This is a genomic window from Gilliamella sp. B3817 (assembly GCF_026536705.1).
GTDB classification, from domain to species: domain Bacteria; phylum Pseudomonadota; class Gammaproteobacteria; order Enterobacterales; family Orbaceae; genus Gilliamella; species Gilliamella apicola_I.
Genome location: NZ_JAFNNV010000002.1, coordinates 368,174 through 381,887, shown reverse-complemented (window position 1 = coordinate 381,887; position 13,714 = coordinate 368,174). Strand labels below are relative to the sequence as shown.

The 13,714-nt window shown below is 34.0% G+C and carries 12 protein-coding genes and 1 pseudogene; 11 read left to right on the top strand and 2 right to left on the bottom strand.

The features are described from left to right. Window position 1: 1 nt before the first annotated feature. Window positions 2-910, top strand: a complete 909-nt coding sequence (locus tag J3U36_RS04390; protein WP_267351597.1) for a LysR family transcriptional regulator — start codon at window positions 2-4, stop codon at window positions 908-910. Between the two features lie 269 nt (window positions 911-1,179). Here J3U36_RS04390 and J3U36_RS04385 read toward each other — a convergent pair whose 3' ends face one another. Both J3U36_RS04385 and gap read right to left on the bottom strand, forming a co-directional pair. Next, complete coding sequence (locus J3U36_RS04385) at window positions 1,180-1,746, bottom strand: TetR/AcrR family transcriptional regulator (protein ID WP_267351595.1); 567 nt, start codon at window positions 1,744-1,746, stop codon at window positions 1,180-1,182. A 52-nt stretch (window positions 1,747-1,798) separates the two neighbouring features. After that, window positions 1,799-2,800: a type I glyceraldehyde-3-phosphate dehydrogenase gene (gap, locus tag J3U36_RS04380; RefSeq protein WP_267378396.1), complete on the bottom strand. Its 1,002-nt coding sequence runs from the start codon at window positions 2,798-2,800 to the stop codon at window positions 1,799-1,801. Between the two features lie 206 nt (window positions 2,801-3,006). Between gap and J3U36_RS04375 the strand changes: the two genes are divergently transcribed. The 10 genes and pseudogenes from J3U36_RS04375 (at window position 3,007) to J3U36_RS04330 (ending at window position 12,543) form a co-directional block, all read left to right on the top strand. Then, a complete protein-coding gene (locus J3U36_RS04375; RefSeq protein ID WP_267359148.1) occupies window positions 3,007-4,167 on the top strand; it encodes a LeuA family protein in 1,161 nt (386 codons plus the stop codon). Further along, a complete protein-coding gene (locus tag J3U36_RS04370; protein WP_267385845.1) occupies window positions 4,168-4,752 on the top strand; it encodes a cysteine hydrolase family protein in 585 nt (194 codons plus the stop codon). Window positions 4,753-4,762: 10 nt separating this feature from the next. Further along, a complete protein-coding gene (locus J3U36_RS04365) occupies window positions 4,763-4,981 on the top strand; it encodes a hypothetical protein (protein ID WP_267378000.1) in 219 nt (72 codons plus the stop codon). After that, window positions 4,962-5,774: a TauD/TfdA family dioxygenase gene (locus tag J3U36_RS04360; protein WP_267378002.1), complete on the top strand. Its 813-nt coding sequence runs from the start codon at window positions 4,962-4,964 to the stop codon at window positions 5,772-5,774. The genes J3U36_RS04365 and J3U36_RS04360 overlap by 20 nt, the downstream gene beginning before the upstream one ends. A gap of 14 nt (window positions 5,775-5,788) precedes the next feature. Beyond that, the gene (locus tag J3U36_RS04355) at window positions 5,789-6,190 is read left to right on the top strand and encodes a cupin domain-containing protein (RefSeq protein WP_267378004.1); all 402 of its coding nucleotides are present in this window, start codon (window positions 5,789-5,791) and stop codon (window positions 6,188-6,190) included. Between the two features lie 80 nt (window positions 6,191-6,270). Then, entirely contained in the window at window positions 6,271-7,506 is a 1,236-nt protein-coding gene (locus J3U36_RS04350) for an MFS transporter (protein ID WP_267359156.1), read from the top strand. After that, window positions 7,496-8,917: pseudogene (locus J3U36_RS04345) on the top strand (3-isopropylmalate dehydratase large subunit). Before J3U36_RS04350 ends, J3U36_RS04345 begins: the two are co-directional and overlap by 11 nt. Then, window positions 8,910-9,476: a 3-isopropylmalate dehydratase small subunit gene (gene leuD / locus J3U36_RS04340; RefSeq protein WP_267359160.1), complete on the top strand. Its 567-nt coding sequence runs from the start codon at window positions 8,910-8,912 to the stop codon at window positions 9,474-9,476. The pseudogene J3U36_RS04345 and the gene leuD overlap by 8 nt, the downstream one beginning before the upstream one ends. Beyond that, entirely contained in the window at window positions 9,473-11,329 is a 1,857-nt protein-coding gene (locus J3U36_RS04335; protein WP_267359162.1) for an FAD/NAD(P)-binding protein, read from the top strand. Before leuD ends, J3U36_RS04335 begins: the two co-directional genes overlap by 4 nt. A 29-nt stretch (window positions 11,330-11,358) precedes the next feature. Next, entirely contained in the window at window positions 11,359-12,543 is a 1,185-nt protein-coding gene (locus J3U36_RS04330) for an aminotransferase class I/II-fold pyridoxal phosphate-dependent enzyme (protein ID WP_267378006.1), read from the top strand. The last annotated feature ends 1,171 nt before the right edge of the window (window positions 12,544-13,714 follow it).

Below are 13,714 nucleotides of genomic sequence, written 5' to 3'. Positions count from 1 at the left end.
AGTGGATATTTATAGTAAAAGATTACCTACTATAAAGCAGTTGCAGTATTTCGTAGCAGTTTGTGAAGAACGTAGTTTTAGAGGAGCGGCTGAAAAGTTAGGCGTAAGCCAACCACCGCTTTCAATTCAAATCAGGGATTTAGAAGAAAAGTTAAAGGTCACCCTTTTTTTGAGAAATTCCCATAATGTGGTTTTAACTAAAGAAGGAGAAGATCTTAAATCAAAAGCAACACGATTATTAAATGATCTTTGTTCCATAACCAAATCGATCAAATCGAGAGAAGTGAAAAAAGTAGTGCTAGGGACAACTAAAACACTCTGTTTTGACTTTATTCCTTACTTTAGATTATTTTTGTCGGATTTTAGCGAAGAAACCGAAATTTATAAACACAACTACACATCCAAAGAGCTGTTGTTAGAGCTACAAAAAGAAAATATTGATTTTGCTTTTGTTTCTGATTATCAAATGAGAGATATCAACGAAAATTCGCTATTAGTCTATAAAGAACCGATGATTTTAGTTTTACCTACTAGTCACCCCTGTAGTAAGCAAGAAAGAGTAGATCTTGATGATGTGACCGATTTACCACTCTTTTGGTTTAAACAATACTTAAATCCTGTTTTTTATGAACAGTGTGAACGAGTATTTAAAACGCTCAAACTTCCAATTGTACGGCGTGCAGAACTACAAGATAATTTATCTATGTTACTTGAAGTATCGTTAGGTAAAGGAATGATGCTATTGCCTCAGTCAATGACACAAGCAAAAGTTGAGGGAGTTGCATATAAAAAATTAATTAGGAGTCAAGATTTAAAATTAAAAATCGATATTTTTCTAATTTGGCGAAAAAACTTAAGAAAAAATTCCACCACTGACGCAATAATTAATTATTTTAAAAAATCAGAATAAAAGTACATAAAAAAATAAAAAGATCTGATTTTAATTGAAAAAATGATGTAAGTGCTGGATTAAATAAAAGTGCTAACTTTATATCTTTATATTTATTTCATTAAATTTTTATCTGAATTTTTAGCATTAAATTTTCTCCTGCGATTTTTATCTAAACCCCAGAGACGACATCAGTTCAATTTTTTAGTGGAAACAATCATATTGTCCACGACTAGTAATAAATGGAGTTGATAAAAACAAGTAAAAAAAACAGGATTGTAAAACTTATGTTATGGCGTAAATATCTTCAATAATGTATTAATAGTTAGATGGAAATAGGAATCATCTTGCAATCCTTTTGCAGAAATATACGCACCTTGCAAAGCAGACATTAAGAGCGTTGCTGCTTCTAATGGTGCAAGAATATTAGAAATGCTACCCTCAGCAATCCCAATTTTTATAAGACTTTCTAGCGTTTTTTTCATAGACTCAAATCCACGATTAACCTCTGACGCTAACTTTTTGTTTTCCATAATAGCTCTATCTCGAGCCATTTGACCAACTACACATCCTCTATCTATGTTACGAGCTCTTAATAGCAGATCTGAAAGTTTATTATATGCATTTTTATCTGTATTTAGCACTGAAGCATTAAAACTTATTAGTTGATCTACATTATATTTTATTGCATATAGGGACAGATCCTCTTTACCATTAAAATAATGGTAAAGGCTACCTTGACCGACTTCAGCACGAGTTAAAATATCTCTTGGGCTAGTAGCAGCTAGACCTTTTTCTAATAGAAGATCAGCCATAGCTTTAATTAGTTTATCTTTGGAATTTTGTTTATTATTCATTTTCACCATAAAAATCATACCATCAGTCGATAGTATGATTTTAATTAATTATTTATTTAATCTGTAAAATAGTATCCACTAAACGGTTTGAAAACCCCCATTCATTGTCATACCAACTAACAACTTTGAGTAGTTTTCCATCAATAACCTTAGTGAGTTTAGAGTCAAAAATAGATGAAGCTGAATTTTTAATAACATCTGATGATACAATTTCATCTTCTGTATAAACGAGAATACCATCTATTTTTTTAGAGCTGGTTGCTTGTTTAATGGTATCATTTACTAGTTGTTCTGTCACTTCTTTCTCTAGATTTAGAGTTAGATCTATCATTGATCCTGTAATTACCGGAACCCGTACAGAACTACCATCTAATTTTCCATTCAACTCAGGGATGACAATGCCAATTGATTGCGCAGCACCTGTTGATGTAGGAACAATATTTTGAGCAGCACTACGCGCTCGCCTCATATCACGGTGTGGAGCATCCTGTAGATTTTGATCTTGTGTATAAGCATGAATAGTTGTCATAAATCCCGATTTAATACCAAAATGCTCATGTAATACTTTAACTAACGGAGCTAAACAGTTTGTAGTACATGAGGCATTTGAAATAATGTGATGTTCATCTTTATTATACATGTGGTTGTTAACACCTTGAACAATAGTCAAATCAACATTTGATGCAGGCGCAGAGATGAGAACTTTTTTAGCCCCGGCTTTGATATGGGCTTGAGCTTTTTTTCCATCGTTAAAGACACCTGTTGATTCTAGTACTATATCGATCTTGTGTTCCGCCCATGGGAGATTTTCAGGATTACGCTCTTGATATACCACAATCTCATGACCATCAATCACCAAGCAACCTTTTTTTACTTCGACACTTTTAGCAAAACGTCCAAAAGCCGTATCATATTTTAAAAGATGTGCTAGTTGTTCAATCGAACCTAAATCATTGATCGCAACAATTTTGATATTATGCGAACTCTCATACAACGCACGCATAAAACTACGCCCAATACGACCAAAACCATTAATAGCTACATTTATCATAATTATCTCCGTTTATGTTTATATTACTTTTAATAAATACATATTAGTATGTATGTTATGTAATAATACACCACGACATTTTAAAAGCAACAATTAGTTAAATTATTGTAAATATTAAAATATATTATTTTGTTTTATTTGTGTACAAGTTATTGTTTGTGTGATTTAATACATACCAGTATGTATGTTATTTTAAAAAAGAGGGTAAAATGAGAAAAATATCTATACTGGATACAACGTTAAGAGATGGGGAACAAGCGCCACAAAATGCGATGAATCCAAAACAAAAACTTAATTTAGCTTTAGAGTTAGAGGCCTTGGGAGTTAATCATATTGAAACGGGGTTTCCTGCTTCATCTAAATTTGATTTTGAAGCTACAAAGTTGATTAGTCAGGAATTAACTTTATCAGGGATTGCAACATTTTCTCGAACGTTGGAAAAAGATGTACAACTTGCGTTTGATGCAGCTGGTAGAAGTAAAAACCATACTATTCAGATCGTGGCTACAGGTAGTGATATTCACTTAAGGAATAAACGTAATATTACTCGCGCACAATCTATTGATGAAATGATGAATACCGTTCGTTTTGTTTATCAAAATAGTGATTGTCGTATTTCTGTTGGTATTGAAGATGCTAGTCGTGCTAATTATGATTTTATGAAAGAAATGGCTCATGCCGCAGTAGATGCTGGTGCTAATCAGATTATTTTAGCTGATACCACTGGATTCTCTTCCCCCTTCGAATTTGGAAATCTTATCCGGTTTATTAAATCAGAAGTGGGGGAAAATATCAGTGTTTCAACTCATTGTCATAATGACTTGGGTCTTGCATTAGCGAATACTCTTGCTGGTATTGAAGCTGGTGCTGATGAAGTGCAGGTAACGCTAGGCGGTATCGGAGAACGAGCTGGAAACGCATCTTTAGAAACCGTTGCCTCAACGTTATTTTTTAAACGCGATATTTATCATGTTTATACCGATATCATATTAAGTAAACTATATAATGTATACCAATTGCTTTGTAGCACTATTTTTATGGATACAGCTCGAAATCAACCCATTTTTGGACCTTATGTATTTGGTACTGCTGCGGGAATACACCAACATGGTATTCTCGCTGATCCAAACACCTATGAGTTTGTTAAACCAAATATTTTTAATCGCCAACGTGAATTATTTGTTTCACGCCATTCAGGTAAGTCGATAATAAAACATTTACTCGATAAAAAGGGTATTGCAGCTAAGCCTAAGTTACTTGATGATCTTTATGAGAACTGTATTAATAATCGATTCGAAAATACTTGTTTAACGCTTTCTGAATTAGAAATAAAAGTTGAGAGCTTTGTTTCTCAATACAGCAGGGACTAAATGATGACTAAAAAAGCTGTATTGGTTCTGGATGTTATTAATGAACTTGTTCATCCAGAAGGTAGTGTTGGACATGATGGGTTTTATGAGCAATCAAAAGAACGCAATATCATTAAAAATATTACAAGAGTATTAGATTTAGCAAGAAAATATAACATGATGATCATTTACGTAGTTTTTGGTTTTAGTAAAAATTATGCTGAGTGGTTATCTAACTCTAAACTATTTAAACATGTTAAAGGGCAAGAACAAGCAATCTTAGGCAGTTGGGCAACACAAATTTGTGATGAACTTTTGCCAAAAGAAGGAGAGTCAGTTATTACCAAGCATCAAATTGATCCATTTTTAAATACCAATTTAGATATGTTGCTTCGCCTGAATAATATTGAGGAAGTTATTTTAACAGGTGTTTCATCAGAGTTTGTAGTCCTTTCAACAGCGCTTTCTGCGCATGACAGAAATTATAATGTGCAAGTCCTTGAAGATTGTATTGCTTCATCGGATAAACATAGCCATGAATGTGCCGTCCACATTATTAGCAAAATTGCAAATATTGTTACCATTAATGAATTAACTTTTAAATAGGGAAATATGCATGAAATTAAATTTTACATTTGCACAGAGTGAAAAAGAACAGCTTGATCAACTTTTAACATTAAATACAAATAATCCCTATAGTGATTATCCTGCATTTAAGAAATATATTTCCACAATTATTGCTAAAGGTGTTGTGCCAGAAAGCTTGATATATGCCTGCAATGCAATCATAACTGATCGTACAGAGAAAGGTAATCATGTTTCATATCTTGGGTAATTGCCCAATAGAGCATGAATTACCTGAGCTTAATTTAGATAATCCAACAGAACATAAATATCTAGCCAAAAATACATTCATTAGTGAAGGTTTCATGGAACTCATATCCCAACTTCTAAGCGCCCCTTTATTTTCATATCAAAGCCGTAATAATGGTGATTATTTTACCGATCTAGTTACTTTCAATAAATTCAAAGGTAAAAAAACAGGTTTTACCGATGGTGACTTAATTTATCACTGCGATCGTTCTTATCATATGGTAAGAGCTGATTATGTATCTTTGTTAGGTTTACGTGTTAACGAATCTGAGCTTATTTATACTAACTACATCGATGCTAAAGAGTTAAAAAAACATTTGAGCGAAAAAACCATCTCAATATTATCTCAAAAAATATTTCAAACGGATGTCGATGACCGTTCTCGAGAAAGTAACAAAAATTGGCATAGTTCCACTATACATGCAATTTTACTTGAAAAAGATCAAATTCGTTATCAAGACACATTCACACGCCCTCAAGATCCTAATGATATTAGAGCAATTAAAGCTCTGCTGGAACTAAAAGATGCAATGAGTCAATCTGAAAAATTACGTCATATGATTAAAAAAGGAGAAATGTTAATTTTTGGTAATCAAACAGGCATCCATAATCGAGAGTGGATAGATGTCAACGATCCAGAACAAGGACGTAAACGTTGGTTACTAAAAACTTATAGTTTTTCTGATACGTCCAAAGTTCATGAATATTCAAACTGGGCAACAGTGAACGATCCAACTTGCTTTATCGATAATTGAGGTAAGGATAAATTATGACCTTACCATTCAAAATTGATCAGTTACCTGAAATTTTACCAAGGCTCCTAATTGGAACGCTCCGTGAAAGACTACGCAAAGAAGACATTAAGTTCGAACCTATTGTTACTAATGGGCGTGCAAATGCAGAAGTCCATTGGTTGTTTAAAGGTGAAGAATCTAATGGAGCCTCAGGAGCAATTATTCGTTATAACAAAGGTGGATATAGCCCTCTGCATTTACATACAGGGTTTGAGTTAATGTATATATTGGAGGGTGAAATGCATACATCAATGGGTACAGTGAAAAAAAATGATCTGATATTACTTAGACCTGGTTCTGTGCATGAGTCATGGGCATCAGATATTGGATGTATCAGCTTGATTATTTGGTTAGAACCCGTAAAAAAAATTGATTGAACTATATATTTAGGGGATATAAGCCCTAAATATAACCAACTATTTTTAATTGCAATTGACTATATTTAATTGAGGAAAAAATGAATAAAAAAGATAATTATCGTTGGTTTGTGCTTGGCGTTGGTGTGCTCGCACAAGCAACATTTGCAATGGGATTTGCTGGTATTCCTATAACAGGAATTTTAATGCGAGATGCTTATAATTTTTCATTATATGAACTTGGTTTTGTTTTAGGTGCTATGGGGCTGGGTGTTGCGGCTTCAGAGATAATTTGGGGAATCCTCACAGATAAGTTAGGGGACAAGACAGTTCTAACTCTAGGTTTATGGTCATCAGCAGGAGTATTTGTTGTAATAGCTGTATCACTTACTCCGGAGGCTTCGTATGATGGTGTTAAATATTTACACTTGGCAGGAACTTTAGCAATAGCAGGAATCTTTGGTGGTAGCATTAACTCATCATCAGGTAGAACGATAATGTCGTGGTTTGATGATAGTGAGCGTGGCTTTGCTATGAGTATACGCCAAACTGCAATCCCTGTTGGAGGCGCAATTGGAACAGGTTTGTTTCCTTGGTTAGCCTATACATATGGTTTTGAAGTGACTTTTATTGTATTAGCCACTATAGGTTTTATTGTCGGCCTTGTTGTTGTATTCTTTATCAACTCTAAGCATACCGAATTAAAATATACAGACAAATCAACTCTCTCAGTATCTTCACCATTAAAAAGTTTTGAAGTATGGAAAATTGTTATGTCTGCTGGTTTTCTAACTGTACCTCAAATGGCAGTACTTACATTCGGGGGAGTCTATATGCGAGATGTTCTAAATATAGATTTAGCATCGATTTCTATTATTCTCATTGGTGTTCAGATAGGTGGAGGAATACTTAGGATTTGGTCTGGTTACTACACGGACAGAAAAAAGAATCGTATTCCTTTGTTAAAGTATTTCGCTATCCTTGGTGGAATTACTTCTTTGGTGCTTTGTTTAATGGTAAGTAACACGTATATGGGAGTTGTATTTCTTGTGTTAACCGGCTTGTTTGGCCACGCCTGGCATGGTATTGCTTACACCGAAGCGGCTGTTAGAGCAGGCGTTAATCGTGCAGGTACTGCATTAGGTATGGTAGGCACCACTGTATTTATCTCATCGTTTCTAACCCCTATTCTAGTTTCCCGTGTCGCATATGTCTACGGATGGAGAGCTGTATGGGCAACTGTAGCTATTTTAACATTTTCGGCTTTATTATGTTTTATTTTATTTCCTAGAAATAAAGAGCCTTTAGCATCTATTGGTGAAGTCGATGAATCCTAAGACAATTGTTCAGAAAATTTGGCAATCACATATTGTTGACTCTTTAGGAGCGGGAGAAGTTCTTATCTATATAGATTTGCATCTTCTTCATGAAATTAATACTCCACCTGCGTTTGAGGGATTAAAAGAAAAAGGTATAAAGGTCCATAGACCCGATAGAACATTATCAACTGAAGATCATAATACACCTACAACGTCTGTTATTGATATGAATAAAGATTCTTTAACATGGACTCAAATTGACCTCTTACGAAGAAATTGTGAATTACACGGCATCAAGCATAATAAACTGGGTTCATACGAGCAAGGGATAACCCATGTTATTGCACCTGAGCAAGGCAGAGTGATACCTGGAATAACATTAGTCTGCTGTGATTCTCATACAACAACACACGGTGCATTTGGTGCTTTAGCATATGGTATTGGAACTAGCCAAGTAGAACATGTTTTAGCTACCCAAACGTTACGAGCAATCCCTTTTAAAACAATGTGTATACAAGTTGATGGCAAATTATAAGTGAATGTTGATGCTAAAGACTTAGCACTTTCGATCATTCGAAAAATAGGAACTGGAGGTGGGCAGGGTTATATTATTGAATATACAGGTAGTACAATCTCATCACTTTCGATGGAACAACGCATGACACTTTGTAATATGACCGTTGAGGCTGGTGCAAGTGCAGGAATTATCTCTCCTGACGACACTACTATTAGCTATCTTCAAAAAGCTTTAGCAAAGCGTCAAATAAAAGTTTCTCAAGAAATGATTCAAGAATGGATGTCTTATGCCACTGATCGAGAAGCAAAATTCGATAAATATGTCCAAATTGATGCCGAACAAATTCAACCTATGATTACATGGGGGACAAATCCCTCTCAAGTAATATCACTAGGAGAAAAGATCCCTTTTATTGAAAAAATTGATGATCCAAGCGAGTGTCTAGCTGCTAGACAGGCTATTGAATACATGGGATTACATGAAGGAGAAACTGTTTCCATGTTACCAATCACTAATGTATTTATTGGGTCTTGTACCAATGGACGTATTGAGGATCTTAGAGTTGTAGCATCTCTTCTTAAATATCACGAAGTTCATTCTAATGTAAATATGTTGATTGTACCTGGTTCAATGGCTGTTTATAGACAAGCAGTGAAGGAAGGATTGGATAAAATTTTTGAAAGAGCAGGCGCCGACTTTCGCCGCCTTTCTGGATGCTCTCTTTGTGTAGGTTTGAATAGTGATAAATTAAAATCAGGTAAACGAGTTGTTTCAACCAGTAATAGAAATTTTGAGGGAAGACAAGGAATTGGAGTTAGGACACATATTACTTCCCCACGAATCGTAACACTTTCGGCAATCAAAGGCCACATTCCAACAGTAGATGATCTAGAGTTACTAAATAATGAATAGACAATTTTATCGCGGCAGAGGGATGCCACTGCTTAAAAACAATATTGATACAGACCAAATTATGCCTGCCAGATTTTGCTACAAACCTACTAGATTTGGGCATGAAAATTCGTTGTTTGCTGATTGGCGAGAAGATCCTAACTTCATTATGAATAATCCTAAATATCAACGTGCTACGATTTTAGTTGCAGGTCGTGAGTTTGCGACTGGTTCTTCGCGTGAGTTTGCTGTTTGGGGACTGAAAGATTGGGGATTTAAAATCATTATAGCCCCAAGCTTTGGCGATATATTTTATAAAAATGCTTCGATTAATGATCTATTACCTTTAATTTTAAAAGAAGATGATATTGAAAGACTTTGGTCACAATTACTTAATGATCATTACATGGAAATCGGAATAGATCTAGTCAAAGAACAGGTCTCTACCAAAAACGAAATATTTCAATTAAAAATTGAGCCAATCGTTAAGAAACGTTATATAGATAATCTTGATGATGTAAAAGAAACCATGAAATCATTAAATAAAATAAAATTATTTGAATATAGGAATAAAAAATGACAATAAATACTATTACTATTATCGGGCTTGGTCCGCGTGGAATGTCTGTTCTTGAAAGACTAGTTGCTCGTCTTAATAAAATTAAATTAACAGAACAATTGAATATCATTGTAGTCGATGATCGGTGTATTGGACAGGGGCGAATTTGGGATAGTTCGCAAAGTAAAAGTTACATTATGAACACACTATCTACGGAAATTTCTGCATTTTCTGGCCATGGGCCTATTGAAGGAGCAGCACCCGGATGTGGTCCTTCTTTTGCCGAATGGTGGAAAAATGAATATAGTGACTTTGATGATTATCAGGGATTTGCCCCAAGAAAGTATTATGGTGAGTACTTATATTTTTTATATAAAACAATATTATCTAACCTTCCTAAAAATGTACAACTAATTGAATACAAGGATACTATTATTGATATTGAAAAGCAGAATGAAAGCTATCTTGTTGTATCAAAGCAACATGGTTCTTGGATTAACAGAGCGGTAGTAATAACTACTGGTCACTCTACTAACAAATATCAAGGATATTTTAAAAAGCTGGAAGACTTTGCAAAAACTGATAATAAAGTAACATTTTATGCCAGCGATTCAGCAAATGAAATGGATTTTACATCTATATATCCCCAAGAGAAGGTGGGTGTTATTGGTATAGGTCTTTCATTCTTTGATATTATCGCTGAATTAACAGAAGGGCGTGGTGGTAAATATATAGAATCTGATAATAATCAAATAATTTATTTTCCTTCAGGAAAAGAACCGATTTTATATTGTGGTTCGCGAAGTGGTTTACCCATTTTAGCTAGAGGACGCAATCAGAAACCAGCTGATTATAAATTCAGTGGTATCATTTTCACAATTGAGAAGATTGCGGTTTTACGTCAGAAAATGGCAGATAACTTAGATTTCAATTATGATGTTTGGCCTTTATTAGAAGCTGAAGTTAACTTAATTTATTTTCGACAACTTATTTTTAATCAACTCGGTCGGATAGCTGCAGATCAATTTATTACAATGATCCAAGAACAGCAAGTTGAAGATAGTGTTTTATTAGCATCAATTGCCTCGGAGATATTAAGTAAAAAAATTACACCGCTTGATCTCAAACGGCTAGCAAGACCTTTTGATGAGCAAATTTTCAATAGTGTTGAGGAATGGGAAAAAAACTTAATCGATTTATTATTGTCTGATTTATCAGAAGCTATCGATGGAAACGTAAATTCACCTTTAAAAAGTGCATTAGATGTATTGCGTTATTCTCGTGATAGTCTACGTGAGGCTATTGATTTTGGGGGATTGACTCCAGACACACATCAATCGTTCCTCCATGATTATGTTCCTATCATCACATTGCTTTCAGCTGGTCCACCTTTGTTTCGCATAAAACAACTTTTGGCACTGATTAAAGTTGGGATAGTTTCGATAGCACCGCCTAAAGCACGATTTGAAATAGGTGAACACTGCTATATTCTATTATCAGATATGCTTGAGCAGTATGAACAAAAAGTCACAACATTAATCGATGCTCGAGTTCCTATTGCTAATCTCCAGCAGGACAAAAACCCGCTAACTATTAAATTATATGAACGTGGAATTTACACTCCCTTCATAAATAGAGATGAAGAAGGCAATGTATTCGAAACGGGTGGCGTTAATGTAACTCCCTCCCCTTTTAATCCAATTGGTGCAGATGGGACAATTCATAACCATCTGTTTGTATTAGGTATTCCCACAGAGCATGTACGTTGGTTTATGCAATCAGGAAGTAGTCGTCCATCACACTGGATTGATTTTATGATTGATGCTGACTCGATTGCAAAGGCTGTGCTATCAATTTGCGTGAAAAATAAATAACGTATTGAAATAATCTAGGAACAATTAGTATGTTTTATATTGAAAATAAGATCACACTTGATCCCATAGCAGAGATTGCATCCCTAATCGCTAAAGATAATCGAGAGAATATAATGAATTTATGTCTTGGGTATTTTGAAAGTGAAATTAATAAAACAACGGGATTTACCGTCTTAAACAGTCCTAATGCTTCAATCATAGATGAAGAAAACATTGATTTCTCTATACTTGGCGAAAATACATTTCGTAGAGAAATTGCTTCTTTGTTGAGCATTCAAACATCCAACCAGTATTATCAATCTGTTGTTCAAACAATAGGAGCATCAGGAGGAATATGGTTAATTTTCTCTATTCTCAAACGATTTGAGCAGTGCCGTAGAGTATGGTTTAGCAGTCCTACTTGGGGTAACCATATTGAAATTGCCAAAAATACTAACTTAGATTTTTCCTATTATCACTATTCTCTGAATGAGAATGGGGAACTGGATTTCGAGCTAATGTTAAAATCTATTTCTCGAATGGAAAGTGGGGATATACTTCTCATTCAAGGTTGTTGTCATAACCCTTTAGGCGTTGATTTAAGCTTAGAACAATGGGAAATTGTAGCAATTTTAGCAAAAGACAAAAAAGTGTCGGTTGTTGTGGATTTTGCCTATATGGGATTGGCTAATGGTATAGAACAAGATAAAAATGTTCTGTTGCCGTTGTATAAGCACTTAGATTATTTTTTTGTTGTTAATTCATTCTCGAAAAGCTTGGGACTTTATGGTGAGAGGCTGGGCACATTGACTTGTTTTGCTAAGGATAACAAAATTGTAGAGGGTTTTGAAATATATGCTAAACAGATTGTGCGTTCATCATACTCAATGCCTCCTCAGAATATCGCTAAGAAAGTTGCAAAAGTCATTGGAAGTAAAGCATTAGCAACTATATGGTATGAAGAATTAACTCAATTATCTAATAGTTTACATTTACGTAAGAGAGCATTACTCGAAGCTCTTTTTGAAGTGGGATTAGATAAATTAGTGACAAATCAGAACAGTAATGGGATGTTTATCAATCTTAACCTTACAACTTTAGAAATTTCTGAATTAGCAAAAAAATACGCTATTTATATTCTTACTAATGGAAGGTTGAGCTTAGCTTGTCTTCAATTGGTTGATATCTCAAGGCTTGTTGAAGCATTGAAAATGATAAAATATTACCAAGAATAATTTTTTATGGATTCAAATATTGCTGATTGTAAAATGACTTCCATTTTTCCTTTAATTAGGTATTTATAGATAATAACAAGCGTTTAAAATGGATTTTGGCGTTGGTATTTTACAAGATAAAAAATGTAAAACATCAGACATGAAAGCGGTTAAACTTGCTGAGCATTAGATTAAAGCTTAAGAAAACTTAAAAGTTTATAAAGATTTTGTCGGAAATGGAGAATACAAAAATAGCGAAGGCATAGGCATGCAATGAATGTTTGTTTCTTTGTAGCCATGCTGAGCTCGGAATAGGACTAAGTCGTAGAATGCAAGTTTAAACGAATTTCGTAGGAGAGCTGATCCCATTCGTTTCAGTGGGTTTACCCTAACACATCACTGAGGTGTTCAAGAAATTTAGGGCTTGGGATTGTGCATTACATTAGCTAAGATGTGAAAGCTACCGCGAAGGCCATAAGGCTTAGTTATCCGTAATATAATACAACCTGAAGATTGGCTATCATGGTACATATTAATCATCATTTTTTGTTTTTCTGCAATTTTCTGTAAAATATAGTAAAGAATTTGCTACTAGATCAGGAAAAATAGTAAGGTTGTTATCGAAATAATATCAACTGTGATGTTATTTAGTTCATCCCCCTTTAGGCTTTCAGGCAATGTTAATTTAAATTTTATTGTTCTACTTGCTTGCTCAACAATTTTTTCTTTATAAATGAATCTTGTTTATTCTATTTTTTCTTTCAAGATCAGACTCATTAAAAATTCAATAAAATACTGGTCTTTATATGCTTATAGTTTTCTCAAAATAAATAGTTTAATTAATTTTGGTAGTATTTGATGGGATTAATAAAAATCACTTAAATATTAATAGTACCTACCAATTATGTGCCCTCATTTTAATGGACGTTTTAAGTAATATAACTTCGACTAATTTAAGTGCAATTTTGCAAAGGTAGTTTATATGCCAGATTAATATTTTTGACGCAATAATTGCGTACTGTTTATTGCATTTAAATTGGGGAATTTTTCCTGAGTTTTATCCTAAGGTGATTCTGGGTAAGAATGAATTTGTTATTATTAATATAACATAATTTTATGGATTAAAAGTCATTGATGTTATAAGTTTATATAAAGAAATGGTACAGGTCTAACGTCCAATTAAAAAGAATTG

Bases quoted from the DNA above. Each gene is read 5' to 3' on its own strand.
- J3U36_RS04375 (WP_267359148.1), top strand. From the start codon at position 3,007: ATGAGAAAAATATCTATACTGGATACAACGTTAAGAGATGGGGAACAA.
- J3U36_RS04365 (WP_267378000.1), top strand. From the start codon at position 4,763: ATGAAATTAAATTTTACATTTGCACAGAGTGAAAAAGAACAGCTTGAT.
- J3U36_RS04385 (WP_267351595.1), bottom strand. From the start codon at position 1,746: ATGAATAATAAACAAAATTCCAAAGATAAACTAATTAAAGCTATGGCT.
- J3U36_RS04355 (WP_267378004.1), top strand. From the start codon at position 5,789: ATGACCTTACCATTCAAAATTGATCAGTTACCTGAAATTTTACCAAGG.
- J3U36_RS04350 (WP_267359156.1), top strand. From the start codon at position 6,271: ATGAATAAAAAAGATAATTATCGTTGGTTTGTGCTTGGCGTTGGTGTG.
- J3U36_RS04330 (WP_267378006.1), top strand. From the start codon at position 11,359: ATGTTTTATATTGAAAATAAGATCACACTTGATCCCATAGCAGAGATT.
- J3U36_RS04360 (WP_267378002.1), top strand. From the start codon at position 4,962: ATGTTTCATATCTTGGGTAATTGCCCAATAGAGCATGAATTACCTGAG.
- leuD (WP_267359160.1), top strand. From the start codon at position 8,910: ATGAATAGACAATTTTATCGCGGCAGAGGGATGCCACTGCTTAAAAAC.
- J3U36_RS04335 (WP_267359162.1), top strand. From the start codon at position 9,473: ATGACAATAAATACTATTACTATTATCGGGCTTGGTCCGCGTGGAATG.
- J3U36_RS04370 (WP_267385845.1), top strand. From the start codon at position 4,168: ATGATGACTAAAAAAGCTGTATTGGTTCTGGATGTTATTAATGAACTT.